At 41.7% G+C, this 22,198-nt stretch carries 20 protein-coding genes; 4 read left to right on the forward strand and 16 right to left on the reverse strand.

Annotated features, from left to right (window positions below):
* Positions 1-6: 6 nt before the first annotated feature.
* The 8 genes from coaE to FD05_RS09640 all read right to left on the reverse strand — a co-directional run bounded on the left by coaE (position 7) and on the right by FD05_RS09640 (position 9,634).
* Positions 7-597 (reverse strand): dephospho-CoA kinase, encoded by a 591-nt coding sequence (coaE, locus tag FD05_RS09605; protein ID WP_020280143.1) that lies wholly within the window; start codon positions 595-597, stop codon positions 7-9.
* Positions 594-1,433: a DNA-formamidopyrimidine glycosylase gene (gene mutM, locus FD05_RS09610; protein ID WP_020280142.1), complete on the reverse strand. Its 840-nt coding sequence runs from the start codon at positions 1,431-1,433 to the stop codon at positions 594-596. Before mutM ends, coaE begins: the two co-directional genes overlap by 4 nt.
* Positions 1,434-1,456: 23 nt before the next feature.
* Entirely contained in the window at positions 1,457-4,111 is a 2,655-nt protein-coding gene (gene polA, locus FD05_RS09615) for a DNA polymerase I (RefSeq protein WP_020280141.1), read from the reverse strand.
* Positions 4,112-4,214: 103 nt separating this feature from the next.
* On the reverse strand, positions 4,215-4,937 hold the full coding sequence (locus FD05_RS09620) for a Bax inhibitor-1/YccA family protein (RefSeq protein WP_020280140.1): 723 nt from the start codon (positions 4,935-4,937) through the stop codon (positions 4,215-4,217).
* 145 nt (positions 4,938-5,082) lie between these two features.
* A complete protein-coding gene (murC, locus tag FD05_RS09625; RefSeq protein WP_039932305.1) occupies positions 5,083-6,414 on the reverse strand; it encodes a UDP-N-acetylmuramate--L-alanine ligase in 1,332 nt (443 codons plus the stop codon).
* A 25-nt stretch (positions 6,415-6,439) separates the two neighbouring features.
* Complete coding sequence (locus FD05_RS09630; protein WP_020280138.1) at positions 6,440-8,614, reverse strand: DNA translocase FtsK; 2,175 nt, start codon at positions 8,612-8,614, stop codon at positions 6,440-6,442.
* Positions 8,615-8,635: 21 nt separating this feature from the next.
* Entirely contained in the window at positions 8,636-9,274 is a 639-nt protein-coding gene (gene ytpR / locus FD05_RS09635) for a YtpR family tRNA-binding protein (RefSeq protein ID WP_020280137.1), read from the reverse strand.
* A gap of 24 nt (positions 9,275-9,298) precedes the next feature.
* The gene (locus FD05_RS09640) at positions 9,299-9,634 is read right to left on the reverse strand and encodes a thioredoxin family protein (protein WP_039932303.1); all 336 of its coding nucleotides are present in this window, start codon (positions 9,632-9,634) and stop codon (positions 9,299-9,301) included.
* Between the two features lie 128 nt (positions 9,635-9,762).
* On the opposite strand from FD05_RS09640, the gene FD05_RS09645 reads away from it, so the two are divergent.
* Entirely contained in the window at positions 9,763-10,074 is a 312-nt protein-coding gene (locus FD05_RS09645; RefSeq protein WP_020280135.1) for a hypothetical protein, read from the forward strand.
* Here the strand turns inward: FD05_RS09645 and trmB are convergent.
* Genes trmB through FD05_RS09660 form a run of 3 tightly spaced genes read right to left on the reverse strand, consistent with a single transcriptional unit; the run spans position 10,064 to position 12,685 of the window.
* Entirely contained in the window at positions 10,064-10,705 is a 642-nt protein-coding gene (trmB, locus tag FD05_RS09650; protein WP_020280134.1) for a tRNA (guanosine(46)-N7)-methyltransferase TrmB, read from the reverse strand. The genes FD05_RS09645 and trmB overlap by 11 nt on opposite strands.
* 22 nt (positions 10,706-10,727) lie before the next feature.
* Entirely contained in the window at positions 10,728-11,951 is a 1,224-nt protein-coding gene (locus tag FD05_RS09655; RefSeq protein ID WP_020280133.1) for an ABC transporter permease, read from the reverse strand.
* Positions 11,948-12,685: an ABC transporter ATP-binding protein gene (locus FD05_RS09660; RefSeq protein ID WP_020280132.1), complete on the reverse strand. Its 738-nt coding sequence runs from the start codon at positions 12,683-12,685 to the stop codon at positions 11,948-11,950. Before FD05_RS09660 ends, FD05_RS09655 begins: the two co-directional genes overlap by 4 nt.
* A gap of 126 nt (positions 12,686-12,811) precedes the next feature.
* Between FD05_RS09660 and FD05_RS09665 the strand changes: the two genes are divergently transcribed.
* The 3 genes from FD05_RS09665 to FD05_RS09675 all read left to right on the forward strand — a co-directional run bounded on the left by FD05_RS09665 (position 12,812) and on the right by FD05_RS09675 (position 14,563).
* Positions 12,812-13,240 (forward strand): HIT family protein, encoded by a 429-nt coding sequence (locus FD05_RS09665; RefSeq protein WP_039932300.1) that lies wholly within the window; start codon positions 12,812-12,814, stop codon positions 13,238-13,240.
* 2 nt (positions 13,241-13,242) lie between these two features.
* The gene (locus FD05_RS09670; protein ID WP_020280130.1) at positions 13,243-13,548 is read left to right on the forward strand and encodes a hypothetical protein; all 306 of its coding nucleotides are present in this window, start codon (positions 13,243-13,245) and stop codon (positions 13,546-13,548) included.
* 130 nt (positions 13,549-13,678) lie between these two features.
* A complete protein-coding gene (locus FD05_RS09675; RefSeq protein ID WP_020280129.1) occupies positions 13,679-14,563 on the forward strand; it encodes a peptidylprolyl isomerase PrsA in 885 nt (294 codons plus the stop codon).
* Positions 14,564-14,630: 67 nt separating this feature from the next.
* Here the strand turns inward: FD05_RS09675 and FD05_RS09680 are convergent, their stop codons facing one another.
* The 5 genes from FD05_RS09680 to FD05_RS09700 form a co-directional block, all read right to left on the reverse strand.
* A complete protein-coding gene (locus FD05_RS09680; protein ID WP_020280128.1) occupies positions 14,631-15,617 on the reverse strand; it encodes a 3'-5' exoribonuclease YhaM family protein in 987 nt (328 codons plus the stop codon).
* A gap of 11 nt (positions 15,618-15,628) precedes the next feature.
* Positions 15,629-18,211, reverse strand: a complete 2,583-nt coding sequence (locus FD05_RS09685) for an ATP-binding protein (RefSeq protein WP_020280127.1) — start codon at positions 18,209-18,211, stop codon at positions 15,629-15,631.
* Positions 18,208-19,449, reverse strand: a complete 1,242-nt coding sequence (locus FD05_RS09690; RefSeq protein ID WP_020280126.1) for a metallophosphoesterase family protein — start codon at positions 19,447-19,449, stop codon at positions 18,208-18,210. Before FD05_RS09690 ends, FD05_RS09685 begins: the two co-directional genes overlap by 4 nt.
* A gap of 73 nt (positions 19,450-19,522) precedes the next feature.
* Positions 19,523-19,867 carry a YlbF family regulator gene (locus FD05_RS09695; protein ID WP_020280125.1) on the reverse strand — a complete coding sequence of 115 codons (345 nt, stop codon included), beginning with the start codon at positions 19,865-19,867 and terminating at the stop codon, positions 19,523-19,525.
* Between the two features lie 72 nt (positions 19,868-19,939).
* Complete coding sequence (locus tag FD05_RS09700; RefSeq protein ID WP_020280124.1) at positions 19,940-22,027, reverse strand: PBP1A family penicillin-binding protein; 2,088 nt, start codon at positions 22,025-22,027, stop codon at positions 19,940-19,942.
* Between the last annotated feature and the right edge of the window lie 171 nt (positions 22,028-22,198).

Raw genomic sequence — 22,198 nt, forward strand, 5'->3', positions numbered from 1 at the left:
CCTCGTCTATTTCATTTCTTTCGCTAACCATCTGTCGACTTGTGTCAGCGTTGTAGAAACTGTTCCTGAGTTATAAATAATTGTATCAGCCAAATCGCATTTTGTCTGCAATGGCCACTGGTTTTGAATTCTTTTATTTGCATCAACAATACTAAGTTTATTGCGTTTCATCAATCTGCGCAACTGAGTGACCGGATCACAGGAAACGACAACCACCTCGTCGGCTAAATGAACATAACCATTTTCAAACAAAGTTGGCGCATCAAGAACTGTCAATCTGGCAGACTGATTAGCAGCCAACTGATGAAAAATTGCATCTCGAATGAAAGGATCAATTGTTCGAACCAGCATCTTTAAAGCAGTTGGGTCATTGAAAACAATTTCACCAAGTGCATGTCGATCCAATGAACTATCTACCTTCAAAATTTGTGTGCCAAAAACTGTAACCAGCGACTGAAGTCCTGGTGTTCCCTTTGCTTCAACTTGATGAGTCACCAAATCGGCATCAATAATCGGTACGCCTTGTTGCTGTAGATAGTCGCTCACAACTGACTTTCCGGTGGCAATGCCACCCGTCAGTCCAATTAATTTAGTCATTTTTTAACACCACGCAATGGTTGACACTTGGGGCAAAAATGCGTGCCCCGCTGTGCCAATTTGATTTTGACAATTTTGGTGCCACATCTTGGACATGGTTCGCCTTCCCGCCCATAAACATTTAGCTGATTCTGGAACTTACCGGCTTCGCCATATGCAGTTGAATATGAATGGACGGTGGTGCCATGACCTGCGATGGCTTTGGCCATTTCAGCAATAATATTTTTCCGTAACCTTTTGATCTGCGGCAGCGTCAATGTGTTGGCCGGCTGTTGGGGATTAATTTTGGTTAGCCAGAGAACTTCATCAGCGTAGATATTGCCCAAGCCGGCAATGTTGCTTTGATCAAGTAAAAATGGCTTAATCACTTTGCGACTTTTGGCAAATATTTTCTGCATATAGTCAACCGTCAAATCTTTTTCAGTCGGTTCTGGCCCAATTGTCTTCAAACCGGCAACCTGCATTTCGGTTCCGGTATCGACAAGGTTCATCCGCCCAAACTTCCGAGTGTCGTTGTAACGCAACTGCCGGCCATCAGTCAGGTGAAAAATAATGTGGGTATGTTTGCCAATCGGCGCATCCTCAGGCTCCACATCGTACTTCCCTTCCATTCTCAGGTGGGAAACAATCGTTAAATGCTCACTCAATCGAATTAACAGGTACTTACCTCGGCGATCAATTCGTTCAATTTTCTTTCCCCGAAGGACTTTTTTAAAATCATTAGGCGACAGGTTAATCATTTTAGGATATAACACATCCACCGATTTGATGGTACTTCCTTCGACCAATTGTGTCAGACCGCGTCTAACGGTCTCAACTTCTGGCAATTCCGGCATTTAAATCCCCCATTTACTCAAAATTATTTAGCATCGTACCAAGTTTTACCCCAGTGACTTTCGACCTTCAATGGGACATTCAATTTGATGGCTGAGTCCATCACACTTGGAATTAGTTTCTTAACGGTTGCCATTTCTTCATCAGGTACCTCAAAGATTAACTCGTCGTGAACCTGCAATAACATCCGGGTTTGCATGTCTTTAATGGCATCAGCCATATTAATCATGGCAATTTTGATGATATCAGCGGCACTCCCTTGGATTGGTGTATTCATCGCCGTCCGTTCAGCAAATGAGCGTAAATTAAAGCTCTTAGCGTTAATGTCCGGCAAATATCGGCGCCTGTGGGCAATTGTCTCGACATACCGATGATTACGGGCAAACTCGACAATATCTTCCATATACTTTTTAACGCCGGGATATTCTTCAAAATACCGTTGGATGAATTGATGAGCTTGCTTTCGAGTAATTCCCGTATTTGAAGCCAGACCAAAATCACTGATTCCATAAACGATTCCAAAATTAACCGCCTTTGCTTGACGTCTTAACTCAGGGGTCACAGCTTCATTCGACGTTAATCCAAAAATTCGCCGAGCAGTGGTTGCGTGAATATCCTCACCATTCATAAAGGCTTCCTGCATATTCTTGTCATCAGTGATCGATGCCAAGACCCGCAATTCAATCTGAGAGTAATCAGAAGAGAAGATCTGCCAACCAGGATGTGATGGAATGAATGCCTGGCGAATCAAGCGGCCTTCTTCAGATCGAACTGGAATGTTTTGCAAATTGGGATCGACGGAAGATAACCGGCCGGTCTGGGTTAAAGTTTGCAAATATCTGGTGTGAACTTTGGAATCATCCTTGTGAATAACCTTCAATAAGCCATCGACATAGGTCGATTGCAGTTTGGCAATTTGTCGGTAATCAAGCACGTTTTGAACAATTGGAGCATCCGGTGCCAGCTTTTCCAACACATCAACTGAAGTCGAATAACCGGTCTTGGTCTTTTTCAAAATAGGTAAGCGTAATTTCTCGAATAAAATCTTTCCAAGTTGCTTTGGTGATCCAATATTAAAGTCTTCGCCGGCTTCTTGGAAAATAGTCTGTTGGATTTCAGTCAGTCGTTCTTTAAATTTGCTGCCCATGCCTTCCAAAGTCGCAGCATCAACTTTAATCCCATTAATTTCCATTTGAGCAAGGACAAAGGCAATTTTGATTTCAATGTCGCGGTAAAGTTTCGTTTGATTGTGTTCATCCAAATCCTTGAACATTTCATCATGCAGCTCGTCAATTGCGTTCGTTTTATGAACTAGATGGGCTAAAAATTCCGGTGAATCTGGGTGAATTTCACGCTTAGCACCTTTGCCGTAGACTTCTTCATCGGTTTTGACGTTGTAGTACCCGTGCAAATGAGCGACAGTTCCAACATCATTACTGTTATTAGTGGTATTAAGCAAATATGAGACCAGCAGCATATCAAAGTCAACATCTTTTAAAATAATACCCTGCCGGTATAGGCCAACATAGGTCCGTTTAGCGTCAAAAACATTCTTTTTAATCGTGTCACTGGTTAACAAATCACTGACATGCGCATTTTTGAGAAGTTCCGGATCGTTGGTCACATACCATTGACTGCCTTGACCGATCGCAAAACCGACCAACGGTGAAATGTGATAGTTCTCTTCAGACATTTCAAGATGAAATGTCACTTCGTCCGTAAATTGATCGAGTTCAGCGGCATTTTCTGCAGTCAAAACGGTATATTTGATGGCCTCTTGATCAGCTGTATGATCATTGTCGTCAACTGATAATTTAGCTAGAAATGACTTGAAACCCATTCGCTCATAAAAATCAGTCAGTTTATCAAGGTCATCCCCCTGATACTTCAGTTCATCCAACGAAACTGTAATTGGGGCATCCCGATTAATCGTTGCCAATGTATGGGCACGTTCTGCTTGTGCCTGGTCATTAATCAGATGCTCTTTTAGTTTTTTACCAGAAACCTGATCAATATTTTTGTAAAGATTTTCGATGGTGCCAAATTGTTGAACCAATTTAAGGGCAGTCTTATCACCGACTTTTTCGACTCCGGGATAATTATCTGAATTATCCCCTTTGAGCCCTTTGATTTCGATAATTTGGCTGGGCTTAACCCCTAATTTTTCTTCAACGTGCTGAGGTGTGTAAGTTTCTAATTCGGTGACACCCTTCACTGAAACCTGCACGGTTGTCTTGTCGGAAGTTAACTGGGTTAAATCACGATCACCGGTCACAATGACCACGTGGTAATCACCGGCATCCTCAGCTTTCTTAGCCAATGTACCGATAATATCATCTGCTTCATAATCCGGCAGCTCGTATGTCTGAATGCCACGGGCATTGAGTAATTCCTTGATAAATGGAAATTGTTCAGAAAGTTCGGTTGGCGTCTTTGCCCGACCACCTTTGTAATCAGCATACATTTTAGTCCGAAAGGTGGTCTTTCCAGCGTCAAATGCGACTAAAACGTCGGTTGGCTTTTCATGATCCAACACCTTGTCGAGCATTCGATTAAAACCATAAATGGCACTTGTGTGCAAGCCGGATGGATTAGTGAATTTGTCCATGGCCGTATACAATGCATAGAATGCTTTAAAGGCAATACTGTTACCATCGATTAATAATAATTTCTTAGTCATTAACTTCTCCTCTGATGAAAACTGTTACTTTAATTTTACCACGACAGATAACAAAAAACGATTAACCAAATCAATGGTCAATCGTTCCGAATTTATTTTGAGATTAACGGTTGTTATTACCGAAAATTGAAAGTAATTGTAAGAATAAGTTAACGAAGTCCAGGTACAACTGTAACGCACCAAAGACTGCCAGTCCGGTCATTGAAACATCACCATTGGCTGAGTACTGGTTATACATCTGCTTCATCTTTTGGGTATCATAGGCTGTCAAAACAGTGAAAATTAGAACAGCGATGATTGAAAAGACAAATGCGATCAACGTACTACGAAGGAAAAAGTTGATGACGATCGCAATAATTAGGGCAATCAACGCAGCAGTAGCTTGAGCACCCCAACGATCCAAATTCTTTCGAGTTACCAAACCAACCGTTGTCATGGTGATGAAAATTGCGGATGCGGAAACAAATGCTGCGGTAATTGAGGCGCCTGTGTATGCCCATGCAATTGTAGCGAACACAAATCCACTCAAGATGGAGTACAACATGAGCACCGTGAAGGCAAGCGTTGGCCGTTTCAATGCCTGAAGCGAAATCACAAATGGTAAGACAAACCATAAGATCATGGATCCCAACATCACTCCTCGATTAGAGGCAATATAAGCACCCATCCCGCCAGCAACTGAACCACTAACCAGAAAAGCTGTTGCAGCTGAAACTAAAACTGCTAAACTCATCCAACCATACATTTTTGTTAAAAAAGCATTCAACCCGGCAGCGTTGTTGACGACTTTCCGAGCTTCCTGTTGTTCATTTGGATAATTGTTCATTCAATCCGCTCCCTTTTGTTTTGTAAGTTCAAATATTACAGAAGTATTATGTGTCCTATTCATCCTTATCCTGTTAAGTAATTCTACCAAATAGAAGCCATTAATCAAGTAATTTACACTCAACTAAGGGCTTCTATAAGATATCTTAATTAATTTTTTTGCTTAAGTGACTTAATAAGTCTTCGTACGATTTTTCATATTTCTGGATATCCCCGGCACCCATGAAGATAATCACATCGTTGTCATAATCCAAGAGAGGTGACATATTATCAACTGATAAAATACGACCACCCTTGTTAATCTTCTTGGACAGATCCTCGCTTGAAACCTTACCGCTACTTTCTCGAGGTGAACTGTAAATTTTCGTCAGGAAAACTTCATCTGCCAAATTTAAACTCTTAGCGAAGTCATCCATCAAGGCAATTGTTCGACTAAAGGTATGGGGCTGGAAGACAACAGCAATTTTCTTGCTAGGGTATTCCTGACGAGCGGCATCAATCGTTGCTTTGATTTCAGTTGGATGATGGGCATAATCATCAATAATTGTCATACCAGCAATTTTTCGTTCAGCAAATCGGCGCTTTACACCTTGGAATGTCTTTAATTCTTTGCGAATTTCATCCAGGTCAACGTCTTCGAAGTAAGCAACGGCAATCACTGCCAAAGAATTGAAAATATTGTGCTCTCCAAACAATGGCACCGAGAAGTTACCAAGATCCTTGCCTTTGTATGTCACATTAAAGCTTGATCCACTGGTCGTCCGTTTAACATCAACAGCTTGAAAATCATCGGTATCATTCAAGCCATAGTAATAAATTGGCACACTGGCTTTTAACTGACGAAGACGTTTGTCGTCTCCCCAAGCAAAAATCCCCTTCTTGGTTTGATTAGCGAATGTTTGAAAGGCATCTTGAACATCGTCAATACTCTTATAATAATCGGGATGATCAAAATCGATGTTAGTCATAATGGCATAATCAGGTTCAGTTGCCAAGAAATGACGTCGGTATTCATCAGCTTCGTAGACGAAGAAACGGGCATTCGGAACTCCTTTGCCAGAGCCATCACCAATCAGATAATCGGTTGGGGCAATTCCTGAAAGTACATGGGCTAAAAGACCGGTTGTGCTGGTCTTCCCATGAGCACCGGAAACACCGATACTGGTCTTGCCTTTAATAATCTTACCGAGAAATTCGTGATAACGATAAACTGTCAGGCCCATTTCTCTGGCCTTTTTGATTTCTGGATGATCATCAGTAAATGAATTACCAGCAATCACAGTCAATCCTTCATGAATATTCTTTTCATCAAAAGGTAAAATTTTAATGCCGGCCTGTTCAAGTCCACGTTGCGTGAAGGTGTATTGATCAATATCCGATCCCTGCACTTTTTCACCACGATCATGCAAGATTAAGGCCATGGCAGCCATTCCTGTTCCTTTAATACCTACAAAATGATATACCGTATCTGAATTCATTAGACATCCTACCTATCCCATTATGTTATTTTTGATTATTTTGAGGCGCTTCAGAATCAGACTCATCGCTTGCCGGTTTATAGTACACCGTTCGTGGTTTTGAGCCCTGTTGTTCTGAAACCAAATCATTTTCCTGCAAATGATCAATAATGTTTGCAGCTCTATTATACCCGATTGAAAATACTCGTTGAAGCTTTGACGTGGAAATTGTGTCCTCATTGGCAATATATTTCAATACTTGGGGCATTAATCTATCTTGAGAGCTTGATTCTGATGCTGATTTTTTCAAACTATCCGGGGTGAACAAATACTCAGGCTCACCCTGTTGGCGAACAAAATCAACGATGCCATCGAGTTCTTTGTTTGTTACAAACGCGCCTTGCAGTCGAACCGGTTGATTGGCCCCACTACCTAGATATAGCATATCTCCGCGGCCAAGTAAACGTTCAGCGCCGGCAGAATCCAAAATAGTTCGGGAATCAATTTGGCTGGAAACCATGAAGGCAATCCGTGTCGGAATGTTATTCTTGATGGTTCCAGTCACAATATCCACACTGGGCCGTTGAGTGGCGACAATCAAATGGATGCCGGCGGCCCGGGCTTTCTGGGTAATTCGAACAATATAATCTTCCACCTCACTGGAAGCGACCATCATCAAATCAGCCAATTCATCAATAATCACAAGAATATAAGGCATCTTCAGCCCATACTCTTTGGACTCAATTGCCTGATGATTGAATTGCTCAATGTTTTTAGCGCCAGCTGCAGCCAACTTTTCGTATCGCTGATCCATTTCTTCAGTGACCCATTTGAGGGCTGCTGCAGCGGTTTTGGGATCCGAAATAACTGGAGACAGCAGATGTGGAATACCGTCATAAGGCGCCAATTCGACAGCTTTGGGATCAATCAGTAATAACCGCAAATCGGCCGGAGTTGCCTTATACAGCAACGATACCAGTAAGCTGTTAATGAAAACACTCTTTCCGGAACCGGTGGCCCCAGCGATCAAACCGTGGGGCATTTTTCGGATATCTGTGGTCCGAGGAACTCCAGACAGATCAACACCAAGTGCAGTCGTCAGAGGTGACTGACTATTTCTAAAATGCTCGGTAGAAATTACCTCAGAAAGCACAACCGGCCTTGGCTTCGGATTGGGGATTTCAATCCCAACGGTTGTTTTGCCCGGAATGGGCGCCTCAATTCGAATATCTTTAGCAGCCAACGCCAACTTAAGGTCATCAGTCAAATTGGTAATGCGACTCACTTTGACACCAAGGGCTAGTTTAACTTGAAACTGAGTAACGGTTGGACCATTCGTCCAGTCAACAACTTGTGCATTCACTTTGAACGCTGAAAATGTTCGGTTCAAAATATCTGACTGGTGTGAAATCCATTCATCAATCGATTCAGACTCTGTCTGTTGCGGCTGGGATAATAATGATAATGGTGGAAAATGATAGCCACGTTCGGTATCAGTATCTGCTGAAGAACTCGGCTGATCAACAACCGTATGCTGACTTGCTCCAGCTGACTGATTCACATGGTTAACTTTTTTTAAGTCAGCAGTCCCTGTCCGTTTTTGAGCGTTGAACAAAGAAAGGTCAGATTCACTGGCCCGTTGATTATTAATAATTGAATTAAATGATTGTCCCAATCCATGATGATTTAACGTCTTGCGGGGTTGACGATTTAGACGTCGTGGTTGAACCCGCTCAGTTGAATTGCCATGTTTGCGCTCAATATCATTGTTTTCATGATGCAATTGAGTTTGGGCTTGAGATGCTGCTTCTCTTGTCCTAGGTGAAATCGGTGTTTCACTCGTTTTTTCGGTTGGCTGATCCAAAGTGGCTTGTTTGTCAGCAATCACAATCAGATCGTCATATGTAATTCTCAGCCGCCGTGTCAATTCATCGTATAAACGATGACGTCGGTGCTCTTGGCTGAGAAAATAATTTGTTTTAATTTGTTGCTTACGTTTTTCAGACTTTGACCGTTTTTGAGGTTTAAAATTCTTAATTTCTTTCAAAAATGCCGGAGTTTCATCTCCGTGATCTGAACTGCGATCAAGAATATTGTCTGCCCGCTGACTTTGGGTGTCGGAATAATCTGGTTCTTTAATTTGTTTTGTAACACGTTTTTCACGAGGGGTTCTGGTAATCCCCTTTTTGCGGAAAAATGCAGGTCCATCATAATGCTTCATAACTCATCCACCCAAAATAGTTTAGTCAAATAAATGTTGTGCCTTCTGAAAATCAAAGGCAGTTCCAACCTGATAATCATCAGGTAAAATCAGTGCACCGGGAACTTGGGGTGCGTTAGGTAAATGCAGCTCGCGGCCGGAGCAAATCATGCCATCGCTCTGTACCCCGCGCAATTTACCCGGCCAAATAATCTGGCCATCCGGCATCATGGCACCACTCAAAGCCACGACGACTTTAATGTCTTCGCGCATATTAGGTGAACCACTGACGATTTGAACGTCTTGGCCAGTTCCGATATCAGTTTGAGTGATCTGCAAATGGTTGGCTTTTGGATGGTCTTCGACTGAGTCAACGTGTCCGACCACAAATTTTGGCTTATCATCATACTGGATATCTGCCGGGAACCCATGGTCGCTTAAATATTGGTTTAATCGGGCAACCTGTTCTTCGTTCAAAGTAACTTGACCATTTTCAGTGACAATTTCTGGAAGAATTTCACTTGCCTTTAAAAAGTTGTACCCCAACGTCTGATTACCATCAACATCGGCAATCCGGGCAACCTGATCATGAATCGTGACACTTTGTTCGGCAGCATCCGGATTCATAATGAGAACCATCGTGTCACCTGTGCTGTTTGGGTTATAACTTGCTATTAACATTTCAAAATTCCTTCCACCAATAAATTATTTTTCCACGGTACTTGCTAATGAGTTAATAAAGTTTTCAACTTCGGCTTTAGTCTTGCGATCGCCATTATTGAAACGACCAATTTCTTTGCCGTCTGAATAAGCCACAAAACTTGGGATTCCCATAATACCCATTTCTCCGGCGAGATCGATATTTTCGTCACGATCAACCTGTAAAAATGTATATTCAGGATATTCAGCTTCGATAGCCGGCATTGCCGGTTTGATGAAACGGCAATCAGGGCACCAGTCGGCCGTGAAGAACAGCATATATTTGCCATTTTCCAATTGTTTAGTCAAATCAGTTAAGTTCGTTTTAGGTAAATTTTCCAAAGTAATCATCCTTTCACTTACTAATGTAAAGTACATGATAGCACAAATCCATCAGCAACAGAATCAGTTTGCTCATCCGTCACCAATGGGCTAAAGTATACCTATCAGACACGAAAACGGGTGAAATTATGAAAAAACAAACAATTCTGTACGGTCTATCGCTCGCAGCCCTCGCTGCCAGCACATACGCTGCACACAAATCAAATCAGAACTACGAAAAGTATTTGGCAGCTATCGTCAAGGATACCAAAGAATCAGCTCCATTGAAAGGCTTCAAATATATGGGGAGCTGGAGTGTTCTGCCAAATCCTGATTCAGATGTCGACGTCTTTCATTTCGGCTTCAATTATTTAGACCAAAATGGCGACAACAAAATTGAAGAGTTCTGGGTAAATGGGACGACGAAAAAAATCCTCAAACACCAGCTGGTTAGTCTGTAAAATGCGCAACCAACTTATAAATTGGGCCCTTGGGACTGAACTTTTGTTCATACTCAGTCTCAATGTTCGTCTCATTTTCGGGTGATTTGTGTAAATCGAGTGATACATAATCAAATTTCATCGGAAAATTATTCATGGTCACTAAAGTGTATTCAAACAAACCGCGATTGTCGGTCTTAAACTCAATGTCACCGTCAGCAGCCAAAACGTGTTTATAAGTTTTCAAGAACAACGGGGATGTCAATCGCCGTTTAGCATGACGCTTCTTTGGCCAGGGATCCGAAAAGTTCAAGAAAATTTTTTTGATTTCATTTTCATAGAATAATTCATCCAGGTTTGCCCCATCCGTCAACACAAATTGAATGTTTGGCAGTGGATCTTCCATAAATGTCCTCAAAGCAGTCGCAATCACAGAAGTTTGAAGTTCGACACCAATGTAGTTGATGTTAGGATTTGCCCGAGCCGTTTCAATAATGAACCGGCCCTTACCAATTCCCACCTCAACGTTAAGTGGTTGTTCGTTAGCAAAACGTTTTTGCCATTTGCCAAGCCAATTCTTTGGATCTGTCACAATATAATCGCCGTGGTCGTCGATATATTTATCGGCCCACGGCTTTTTTCTTACACGCATATCATTCTCCTATTAATTATCATTATCGAACTCGTTCACTTTTGGCAAGCCGTCTTGGTAAGTACAGATAGACAAACGCCCAAATCTCGAGGGCTTCACCGACGATAACCCCAATAATCGTGATGATGGTGGTAAAGTTGACTGCGGCCACGGCTACAGCAAAAACGACACCAACCGTTGTGAGCAGGTAAAGTAACACTCTTTGGAAACTTTTGAGTTGATATTCGTTGGTAACTGGATAGACGTGCACAAACGCATTATCCGAAAAGTGAAAGTAAAATGGGATCATCTGGAAACCAATCAAGTATACGAAAAGCAGGCTCAAAAAGATTGGCAGAATTTCACCTTTTACAAACACGAGGAACAATGTGCCAATCACCAGCAAACGAACATACAGCCCACTCATTTCATTATCTCTGACAATTCCATGAGCATACAAATAAAGATAGGTATTCTTGGGGATTAACTTGATTTGGTTCAAAATGACATCGACATATCGACGCCGTTTGACAGAACCTTGAAGTGTCGGTACATCGGTAAACAAGTTGAAGAACTGATAAACCGTATGCATTCGACTATTTTCATCTGCAATCATTGTGGTCCAGTCAAGCGACCGAGTTGCCCACTGGTTGCGGCTAAAGTAACTAACAGCCAGCGCGACTACGGAAACTACCAAGCCACTCCAGTAGTTCACATAAATTGAAAAGGCAAATGTGATCACCGGAACCAACCACCTGAAGAGTGGCCGATTTGAAAGCCAGTTACGCTTCAGATGATATTTTCGGGCAAAGTCAGTATTCAACCAAGTCATCTTCAAAATGACCAAAGTTGCTAACAATAGGTACAAGTCAATTGCCATTGGATGCATGGTCACCTGGATAAATGGCATGACTAGTATCCAGAATAGTACCTGAATGGCGACAGCAATCGATAAGCTGTACTTGAAACCACTTTTAAGGTATTGATACAGTTCAGCTTCCCGTGGCAGTAAGAATACATAATCCGGCGCCTCAATGAGTGTCGCAAAACGCCCCAATTGGACGCTAACAAGTAGAATCCCAATAATTAAAATTGGTGCCCACCACAGACCAGTATGAAGTTGTTTAAGGGCATTTGAGTAATAATATCCTAAGCCACCAATGACAAACAGCAGTGCCAGGACAAAGTAGTCATTAAAAACAAGTCGCAGGTACCGCATCATTTCTTTTAGATGGGTTGTCAAACGCTGCCTAAATAACTGCTTCATGAGGCATCGCCTTCCCTTGCCAACGTCAAATAAATGTCGTTCAGAGAATCTCCGGCATCAGGGAACAATTGCCGTAGTTCTTCAATCGTGCCCTCAGTCCGGACTTGACCATCGTGTAACAAAACAAACCGATCACAGTAGCGCTGGGCAGTATCAAGCACATGGGTCGACATCAAGATACTGGCACCCTGTTTTTTGCGTTCTGAAATTAGGTTGAGCAAATCATTAACTGCTAACGGATCCAATCCCAGAAACGGTTCATCGATGATAAATAATTTGGCATTGGTCAAAAAGGCACAAACGATCATGACTTTCTGCCGCATTCCCTTTGAAAAATTATCTGGGAACCAATCCAGTTTGTTGTCCAGACGGAAAAGTTTAAGTAATTTGTGCGCCCGCTTCCATGATTCATCCTGATCAAGGTTATAAGCTAGCATCGTCATTTCAAGATGTTCTTTCAAAGTCAATTCCTTATAAACGATTGGCTGTTCCGGGATGTAAGCAATTTGTTCTTTATATTTTTTAACATCATCATTTAACCCAGTGCCATTAATTTTAATTGAGCCTTTAAATGGCGTTAATAAACCGATGATGTGATTGATGGTTGTTGACTTGCCGGCACCATTAAGTCCAATTAAGCCGACCAATTCGCCATCTTTAACGTCGAAGCTAACGTCTTTTAATACTGGTACTTGTGAATAGCCACCTACCAGATTCGAAACTTGTAAGGTCATTATTTACCTCCGTATCGTCATAAATTTACAAACAAGATTATACCATACAAAATTAGCCTTTGAATGAGGTCAAAAAGACATTAATGGTATAATATCATTAGTATTCACAGAAAGAAGGTAGAGATTTTGAAAGATTGCATTTTTTGTAAAATCGTAAGAAATGAGATCCCCAGCTATACAGTTTATGAGGATGATATTGTGAAGGCGTTCCTAGATATTTCGCAAGGAACTCCCGGCCACACACTGGTAATTCCAAAGAAACACATTGCCAATATCTTTGAGTATGACGAAGAACTGGCAAGCGAAGTCTTTGCACGAATTCCAAAGATCGCCCGCGCTGTCAAGGCATCAAATCCTGACATTAAAGGGATGAACATTTTGAATAACAACGGTCAAGTTGCTTATCAATCTGTTTTCCATTCACATTTTCACTTGGTTCCCCGTTACACCAGTAACGATGACTTCAAGATGATTTTCAAGGATAACTCCAATAAGTATTCTCCTGATCAACTTAAAGCAATTCAGGAATCAATTGAACAACATATGGGTGATTAATGATGAAAACTGTTTTTAAAATCGTTGGCGCAACTGCGGTTGTTGCTGGCGCCTACTTATATTCCCGCAAGGAAACGCCGGGAGAGTTTGTTGAGCGTGCTAAAAACACGTTTAATGATAAGAAACAAAAAGCGTCTGATTGGAAAGCTGCTTATGACAACTTTAAGCAGTCAATAGATCACCTCACCGCGCAAATGCCAGTGGTCGAAAAAACCATCTCCGATATTCAACGAGATGTTGATGACGCGATGTTCCAAATTCAGCCCCGCTTGGAAGAAATTAGTAAATATTCGGACAAAATGAAGTAATTTGGTCAATTAAAATCTGAATATTTGTTTAAATTCTTGCGGGCATTATATAAACGAGCCAGATTATGTTATTATTATCGAGAACGTTTGCTTTGCAGACGAATACTTTTAGGAATGGATGTGTTTTTGTATGAAAAAATGGCTAATCGTTTTAGCCGGCATTATGATGAGTTTTACCCTTGCAGCTTGTGGCAGCAAAACTGTTGCAACAACTAACGGCGGTAAGATTACTGAAAGTGCTTATTACAGCAGCTTGAAGACCACTTCAAGTGGTAAACAAGTATTGCAACAAATGATCTTGAACAAGGTCTTGGAAAAGCAATACGGTAAAGATGTTAAGAGCAAACAAGTTGATAGTGAATTTGCTAAATATAAGAAGCAATATGGTTCATCATTTAACTCAGTTCTTCAACAAAACGGTATGACTGCTTCACAATTGAAGGATTCAATTCGTTCTAACCTCTTATTGAAGCAAGCGGTTAAAGACAACGTCAAAATTACCGATGCTCAACTTAAAACTCAGTTCAAGTCATACCAGCCAAAAGTCACTGTTAACCAAATCTTGGTTTCTAAGAAATCAACTGCTAACAAGGTTATCAGCGAACTTAAAGATGGCAAGAGTTTCTCAAGCTTAGCCAAAAAGTATTCAACTGATACTGCAACTAAGAACAAGGGTGGCCGAATCTCAGCATTTGACAACACCAACACTTCACTTGATGCCAGTTTCAAGAAAGCTGCCTTTAAGTTGAAGAATGGTGAATACACTAAGACCCCTGTTAAGACTCAGTATGGTTACCAAATTATCCAAATGGTTAACCATCCATCAAAGGGAACTTGGAAACAACACGAATCTGAATTAAAGGATCAAATCGTTACTACCAAGATGTCTGATAGCAACACCTTACATTCAGTTGTATCTAAGGTTCTTAAGAAGGGTAAAGTTACCATCCAAGATAAAGACCTTCAAAACGTCTTATCAGATTACCTTTCATCAAGCTCATCATCTAAGAAGTAATCTTAATTACAAATCATACAAAAAGGATTGAACAATTAAATGTTCAATCCTTTTTTCGTGCATCCATTTAAAGTAATTCACCTTGCGTTGGTTTATGTTTGGGGTCAGCCGACTTTTCAGGTTTATAGAAACGTCTATTGTCGAGACCAAAGACCCGATCGCTAAACTGGCCTGGTTCAATGTTTTTAACGGCGCCTTGAATCATCATAATGGTTGCATCAAGTTCATCCAAATGGTGAAGAATTTCTGCTTCTAATATCTTCGGTCGTTCTGGTGAACCATATTCCAACAATCCATGATGTGAAAGCACCATGTGACGCAACAGAATTAAATCTTGAGATCCGGCATCAATTCCTAATTTATCAGCAGCTTCGACAATTTCAGCATCCATAATGCTCAAATGTCCCAGCAGATTCCCCGCTAAGGTGTACTCTGTCGCGACTGGACCGGATAGCTCGGTGGTTTTACCAAGATCATGTAAAATCGCTCCAGCGTACAATAAAGGCGCATTAATCCCATCATACTGATTAACAATTGAATGGGCTTGACGCAGAATTGAAATGGTATGGAAAGCCAGGCCACCCGCAAAGTCATGGTGATTGGACTTGGCAGCTGGAAATGTATAAAAGGCTTCGGCGTGTTTGGAAATTAACGCCCTGACAATTCGATTGTAGGTGGCATTGGTAATCTCAAAAATGGTTTGCTCAATGTAAGCTTCCATTTGATCACGAGACATGCCTGCCCGCTTAACAAAGTTCACCGGATCATGTGGCTCGCTTTGATTGGCAAGCCTCATGGCCAGAATCTTAATTTGCGGGGAGTTCATGTAGTTTTCCCGTTTACCTTTTAACAAGACGACTTTTCCAGAAACAAATTGTTCGACATCCTGAGCGGATGCATCCCAATATTTACCAGAAATCTGACCGGATTGATCTTGGAAAACCAATGACAAGAATGTTTTACCGTTTTTAGCGACTCGTTTTGTCGAATCTTTTAACAAAACGTACATTTCGAATTCTTCATCCAACTTAATATCCATCAATTGTTTTGCCATAAAATCGCCTCCTAAAGCGTTTTAAGATCCAAAACTAACTTATCATCCGTATTTGCATCGAGATTGGCGGTAAAGTAAAGCACTTGGGTCTTTTGACTAACCTGCTTGAGCATCGTATTGGCCGCCTCTTTACGAGCTTTATCAAAATTCACGAATCCATCGTCAATCATGATTGGCATCGGGTACTGGTCGCTAAAGCCAACGGCCATTGAAAAGATTAACGCCAAATATAACTGCTCTAAAGTTCCGGTCGATAATTCATTGATTGGAAAATGAACATCATCCTCACGAACGACGGAAATCTCGTTTTTAAAAATAATATCTTTGTAGGCATTGTTCGTCAAAGTCGCAAAATACTGTTTGGCCAAGGTGAGCGTCTTTGGTAATCGCCCTTTGCTGGCAACATTTAGTACCGCCTGAATCCATTGGGAGCTTAACTTTAAAGCCATGTATTTTTGAACATTTTCAACAATTTCTGTTTGTTGATTGGCTAATTGCTGCCGCAAATCATAATAGTCGCCGTTTTTGATCAAACCGTCAATTTCAGTTTTGACTTGAGTCGCTTCCCTGCTTAGGTCGTTAAGCTGATCTTGTAAGTTCTGTACTTTTTCAGCTTGGTCATGAACTGTGGCATCTATTGTGGCTTGATCAACATTTGTAGGGATGGCAACTTTGGCAGATTTAATCTGACTTTCCAACGTTGCCTTTTGTTCAAGTTTCTTAGCCAAATTCGTTTGAAATTCAACCTGTTGTTGGAAATCAGCGTCTGAACCGACGTTGCGGACTTTGAAGAAGTCAGTCTTCTGCTTGGTAAGTCCATCAAGTTTTGCCTTGGCATCTTTAAGGGTTTGCTTATTACTGTCGAGAGCGGTTTGTTGGCGTTGATAGTCTGCAGATAGTTGCTGCCAATGTTCAACGGCGTTGTTAATCGTTTCAATGGTAGCAGAATAGTTGGATGGATCAAATTTTAACCAATCACTGGCAAACTGCCATTTGGCAACATAAGTATCATATTCTGACTGATTTTCATCCAAGGAAAGCTTTTGTTTACTGTAACTCTCTTGTAAACGCACAATTTGCTGCAGAGAAGTTTGTATCGACAACCACTTGAGTTCATCAATGCCTTGGAGGCCAAATTGATTCTGGATAGCTGCTAATTTCGAATGGATTTGAGCTAACTGTTTATTGAGCTCAACCGGATCCTCATCGGTTGGTGTCGGCTGTGGCTGAGAAATTGCTTTCGCACTATACCAACCCCACCCGGCAGCCACAATCGCCAAGACATAGCCAATCCAACTAAACGAATTTGAGCCAAGGATGAAGCTAAGGACGACTAATGCCCCAGCAACGCCGTACCAAATCAGACCACTCTTTTTGCTTGGTTCATCATGAGTCTGACTTCTTTGAGGGGTAGCTTGGGAAAGTTTATCTTGGACATTTTGCTCATCTCGGATAAGATCGTTGACTTGCGTAAGTGTTTGTTCATCAAATGGTTGCGGAAGTGCACCTTGGGCATTTTTCGCGGTCCCAGCTGTCTGCGCTTGAATTTGCTGTTGAACCTCTTCAAGCTGGGCTTGACCCATTTCAAGGGCAACCGCTAACCGTCTCATCTTTGGCAGTTCATTCACCAATTCATTAATGGACTCTCGATGGGCTTCATAAAACGTTTGAACGGGTGTCTTCGAAACTTTGGCAGCCAGTTCGTCAACAACCCGCTGGACCTCGCTCACCCGGCGTTGCTGAGCTGACAGTGCCATATTCAATTTATTAAAATCATTGAGATCGTCATTCTCAAATTTTGGTTTGACCTGTGAGGCGTTAACATCCTTCAAATCATTTAGTTGGGCTACCAATGGTAACACTGTTTGCAGATGCCGCTGATCATCAAGCGACTGATTGGCTGCTTGTAACTGTGTTTGCAGCTTGTTCAGATTCACTTGATTGGTTCTTAACTGAGATTGTAAGTCTTGGTAGTGTGGAAAATTATCTTTTGCTGCACTGACCTGATCTGCCAGTTTTTTATAATCGGAAATCTGAACATTAATCGTTTTGGTTCGACCACGAGGCGCATACATTTTAGCTGATTGCTTATCCAAATCAGCCTGGAGATCCATCCAATCACCAGCTCCGGCGACACCAATGGATTGAATCCGCATTCGCAACTCATCTCTGCCCATTTTGTATAATGCATTTTGGTCAATACTGCCAAAGTAAAATAGTTGGTCATAGGCTGTCCGGTCAATCGGGTCAATCAGTTGATGATAGTCATCTTCAGTGAGTTCAACGTCATTATCTAAATCATAAAATTTAACCGTCCCACCATATTTCAAACCAGTTCGAACAACCTTGTAGCTATGATCATTGGCGGAGAAAATAATTTCGCCCCCATATGGCGCGTTTCCTTTGGGAGTATATTGCCCATGAAGTGAATGCTTCTTATCCGTGAATCCAAAAAGAATCCCTTTAATAAAAGCAATAATCGTGCTTTTTCCGGCCTCATTGGGACCGTAGATAATTTGAAGTGGGTTTTGAATTTCAATTTGCTGATCAATCCAACGACCATAACCATAAATATTTAACTGTTTGATTATCACTTGGAATTGTCCCCCTCAGGATCAGAATTAGCCACATTTTCTTGGAGAATCGTGCTGGCCTGATCAAAGATTTCCTGTTTGGATTCCGCAGAACTGAGTTCATCTTTAATAAATGACGGCTGCTTGCTGAAATCTTTAAGGATTTGATCAAACACGTCATCAGTGAGTGTTTCTGTCTTCGCTTGATTGAAATATTCCTGATCAATGCTGCTATACACCAAATTTTTCACTCGCGGTGCTTCCACGGAAGTAATCCAGCAGTTCAACTGTTGCCACTTGTCAGCATTGATGTCTTGGAGATCAGCCAACAAATCACCATTACTGATGCGGGTCAGTAAATCAGTATCCACTGCAGTTTCACTACTCAACTCAATTCTGATGAAATGTAATTGCGAATAATGTAGATCAGCGACTTTTTCTAGGATTGACTCAACCAACTGATCGCTAGACAAATCACCAAGTGACATCGTGACGCGGTCCCAAATGATAGGTGCAGTTGGCACGAACTGAGTGTCGAGCCGCTTATCATCGCTCTGAACCAGCAAATAACCCTTTTCCCCAGATTCGTTGATATGTCTGCCCTGTGTATTGCCAGAATAATTAATGGTCTTTTGATCGTTCAAAGCCTGACGCTTATGAATATGGCCCAGTGCCCAATAGTCATAACCTTTTTCTTGCAATTCAGACAATGTAAATGGTGCATAGTTGGCTTCCGGTGAATTTAGGGAACTCAAACTACCATGCAGCATGCCAATATTCCAGGTCACATCGCCAATTGCTTGTGGATAATCCTGAATCATTGGTTGGGTAATCCACTGCTTATCAAAGCTAAACCCACTGACAGCGATCACTTCACCGTCGCTGAGGGTATATTCTTTTGTCTCAACTTGGTTGCCAAATACTTGGGTATTATCAGGATAACCGAATGAATCAGGATCAGCCGTTGAATAATCATGGTTTCCAAAACTAATAAATGCTTCAATCCCATGATCTTTCAATCGATTCAATTGTGATATCAAAAATGCATCTGCGGCTACACTCCGTTCTTCACGGTCAAATAGGTCGCCTGCTAACAAGACAAAATCAACCTGTTGTTCAATAGCGCCATCGATAATCCTTTGGAAAGAATCAAAAGTCGATTGATGAACCTTCTCCCAAAGGTCATTAGGTAACACGTTATTTTTGAGGCCCAAAAATGGACTGTCCAGATGTAAGTCTGCTGTATGAATGAATTTCATGTTAAATACCTTCCTAACAAATATGTACGGAAAAGCGCCGAATTAGATTTAACTAATTCCGCGCTTTTTAGCATTATGATTTATACAAGTCACTAATTGGCTTGGTAACCGTCTCGTTGATATCGGACAATAACTGGCTGAGCGCTTTTTCTTTCGTCATCAATTCGGAAATCGGCTTGCTGTCGCGCATTTTCCCAGCAATTGCTTGAATGTTTTGAATTTCTTCTTGAGTTGGTTGAACACCCTGCATCTGTTTTTGTTGAAGGTTTTGTTGGGCATGTTGGAAATCATTGAACACCTTGTAATCATCCAAGTTCTTCTTGAGTTCCTCGTATGCTGCTTGAATTTCAGTGAATTCATCGGAAGCGATCAATTCAGCTTGGAGTTGGTTCGTTGTTGCGGTCATTTTTTCATTCATGGAATTTATTCCCCTAACTAGTTTATTTATTTAATTTTAACACATTCCAGAAATCGCTTCCTGGGAATCTGCTTAATGCTTGAACCAGCCTTTGGCATCATCAATCAGATCCTTGGCTTTTTGCTCAATTTGGTTGCCATATTCATTAGATTTCTTCTGAATAGTATCCCATAGATTATCATTGCTGCTTTCACCTTGAACGATTGATTGGGCATCTTTGGTATCAAAAGTTGAATTCTTAGTGTATGGCAACATTGTTTGCATTTCATTCTTGAACAATGGGCCAACACCTGTCCCACTGAGATTCTCCAAATGATGCGCCTGACTGGTGCTGTCAAACCCTTCCCAGGTAGCAACGACCAAATCTGGTGTATAACCGATAATCCATTTATCTTTGGTTGCATCCGAAGATCCGGTGTTATCAGCCTCGGTGCTCCCGGTTTTACCAGCAACGGAGTAGCCATATGGTTTGGCATCCACACCGGTTCCGTTATTGAAGACGCCCAGCATCATACTGGTCATTTGTTTGGCAACCGAAGATGACATGATCTGGCGCCCTTCTTGCTTGGCAGTGTTATCGACAACGACTTTCCCAGTCGAGTCAACAATCTTGCGAATGTAAAACGGCTTGACAATCTTGCCGCCATTGGCAAACGCAGTGTAAGCGCCAGCCATCTCTTGCGGGGAAACCCCACCGGACATTCCACCAAGGGCCAAGGCCAAGTTCTTGTCTTTTTTGGTAACTGGAATGTTGAAGTCTTTAACCGAATCATACCCTCGGCTAACACCAATTTGGTTCAACAGCCAAACTGCTGGTGCGTTCATACTTTGAGCAAGTGCTTCATACATTGGGACCTTGCCTTGGTATACGTTGTTATAGTTCTTCGGTGTGTAGTGATTAGTCCCATACGACTTCTTCTTGTCGACTAATTCAGAGTCAAATTTGTATCCGGCTTCAAGTGCGGGTGTGTAAACCGCCAGTGGCTTCATTGTCGATCCCGGTTGCCGGGTAATCTGAGTTGCTCGATTATACCCCCGGAAAACATGTTTGCCACGACCACCAACAACCGCAGTCACACCACCAGTCGTTGGTGAAACGCCAATTGAGGCTGCCTGAACTTCGGTTCCATCAGCTGCATTAGCTGGAAACATTGCATCATTGTCAAAATTGGTCTGCATAGCTTGTTGTTGAGACTGATTCAAATTGGTATAAATTCGATAGCCACGGTTCATGATTTCGGATTCAGTCATACCATACTTACTGATGGCTTCGTTAATCACCGCATCGAAGTAGTAAGGATACTTGTAACCATCTTTACGGACATAGGTGTCCCGCAGCGTAATTGGCGTCTTCTTGTAGTAGTTAGCCTGAGCTTGAGTCAATTTATTATTTTCTACCATCAACTGCAAGACGACATTGCGTCGCCACTTGGCAGCTTTGGGATGGTCAATTGGATTAAAAGCACTTGGAGAAGTCAGCATCCCTGCTAATACCGCAGAATCCGGCACGGACAGGTCAACCGCATTTTCACCAAAATATTTTTTAGCGGCATCCTGCACGCCCCAAACACCATTTCCAAAGTAGGCATTGTTGAGATACATCGTCAGAATCTCATTCTTAGAATAAACATTTTCCACCTGAATCGACAAGAATAATTCCTTGAGCTTACGCGTCATTGTCTGTTCCTGGGAAAGATAGGCATTCTTCACCAATTGTTGCGTGAGGGTACTCCCACCGCCACTTATATAATCGCGATGGAGCAGCTTGTTTTTGACGAGCAGAAACATTGCCCGAGCAATCCCCTTGAACGAAAAACCATACTCATGGTAAAAATTTCGATCTTCGGTTGAGAGAACCGCCTTTGGAATATTTGCCGAGACCTGGTTCAAATGAACGTAAGTCCCTTTTTGGGCATATAATTCCCCAGCTTTTTTATTACTAACGTCAAAAATTTCCGTTGTTTTTGAAAGCGATGACTCCAGATTCTGCACGTGGGCGGTTTTTGCGAGAAAGACTAAGTACGTGCTGGTCACCAACGAAATACTCAAAAAGACAACCACTAGCCATTTAACCAGGTGAAATCTTCGACAAAATCGGTTGAAGCGTTTAAAAAAGTGTCCCGCCGATTTTCTAAATGATTTAGTTGACTTGTTATTCATGCGGATACTCCTTTTGTGAATACTTCAATATTGTATCATATCTGAAAACGCCGGGAATTTAAGAGCGAAAAATTTAAATATCCTTAAAGTTGTTCAACCCAAAAAAGAGGGTAAAGCACGAGGCGCTTTGATCCCAGAACTTAAGAGCAAAAATCGATTATTCCTGAGCTT

This window comes from Lentilactobacillus otakiensis DSM 19908 = JCM 15040 (genome assembly GCF_001434145.1).
GTDB lineage: Bacteria > Bacillota > Bacilli > Lactobacillales > Lactobacillaceae > Lentilactobacillus > Lentilactobacillus otakiensis.

Excerpts from the sequence above, each read along its gene's own strand:
- coaE (WP_020280143.1), bottom strand. The coding sequence starts at position 597 with ATGACTAAATTAATTGGACTGACGGGTGGCATTGCCACCGGAAAGTCA.
- mutM (WP_020280142.1), bottom strand. The coding sequence starts at position 1,433 with ATGCCGGAATTGCCAGAAGTTGAGACCGTTAGACGCGGTCTGACACAA.
- polA (WP_020280141.1), bottom strand. The coding sequence starts at position 4,111 with ATGACTAAGAAATTATTATTAATCGATGGTAACAGTATTGCCTTTAAA.
- FD05_RS09620 (WP_020280140.1), bottom strand. The coding sequence starts at position 4,937 with ATGAACAATTATCCAAATGAACAACAGGAAGCTCGGAAAGTCGTCAAC.
- murC (WP_039932305.1), bottom strand. The coding sequence starts at position 6,414 with ATGAATTCAGATACGGTATATCATTTTGTAGGTATTAAAGGAACAGGA.
- FD05_RS09630 (WP_020280138.1), bottom strand. The coding sequence starts at position 8,614 with ATGAAGCATTATGATGGACCTGCATTTTTCCGCAAAAAGGGGATTACC.
- ytpR (WP_020280137.1), bottom strand. The coding sequence starts at position 9,274 with ATGTTAATAGCAAGTTATAACCCAAACAGCACAGGTGACACGATGGTT.
- FD05_RS09645 (WP_020280135.1), top strand. The coding sequence starts at position 9,763 with ATGAAAAAACAAACAATTCTGTACGGTCTATCGCTCGCAGCCCTCGCT.
- trmB (WP_020280134.1), bottom strand. The coding sequence starts at position 10,705 with ATGCGTGTAAGAAAAAAGCCGTGGGCCGATAAATATATCGACGACCAC.
- FD05_RS09655 (WP_020280133.1), bottom strand. The coding sequence starts at position 11,951 with ATGAAGCAGTTATTTAGGCAGCGTTTGACAACCCATCTAAAAGAAATG.
- FD05_RS09660 (WP_020280132.1), bottom strand. The coding sequence starts at position 12,685 with ATGACCTTACAAGTTTCGAATCTGGTAGGTGGCTATTCACAAGTACCA.
- FD05_RS09670 (WP_020280130.1), top strand. The coding sequence starts at position 13,243 with ATGAAAACTGTTTTTAAAATCGTTGGCGCAACTGCGGTTGTTGCTGGC.
- FD05_RS09675 (WP_020280129.1), top strand. The coding sequence starts at position 13,679 with ATGAAAAAATGGCTAATCGTTTTAGCCGGCATTATGATGAGTTTTACC.
- FD05_RS09680 (WP_020280128.1), bottom strand. The coding sequence starts at position 15,617 with ATGGCAAAACAATTGATGGATATTAAGTTGGATGAAGAATTCGAAATG.
- FD05_RS09690 (WP_020280126.1), bottom strand. The coding sequence starts at position 19,449 with ATGAAATTCATTCATACAGCAGACTTACATCTGGACAGTCCATTTTTG.
- FD05_RS09695 (WP_020280125.1), bottom strand. The coding sequence starts at position 19,867 with ATGAATGAAAAAATGACCGCAACAACGAACCAACTCCAAGCTGAATTG.
- FD05_RS09700 (WP_020280124.1), bottom strand. The coding sequence starts at position 22,027 with ATGAATAACAAGTCAACTAAATCATTTAGAAAATCGGCGGGACACTTT.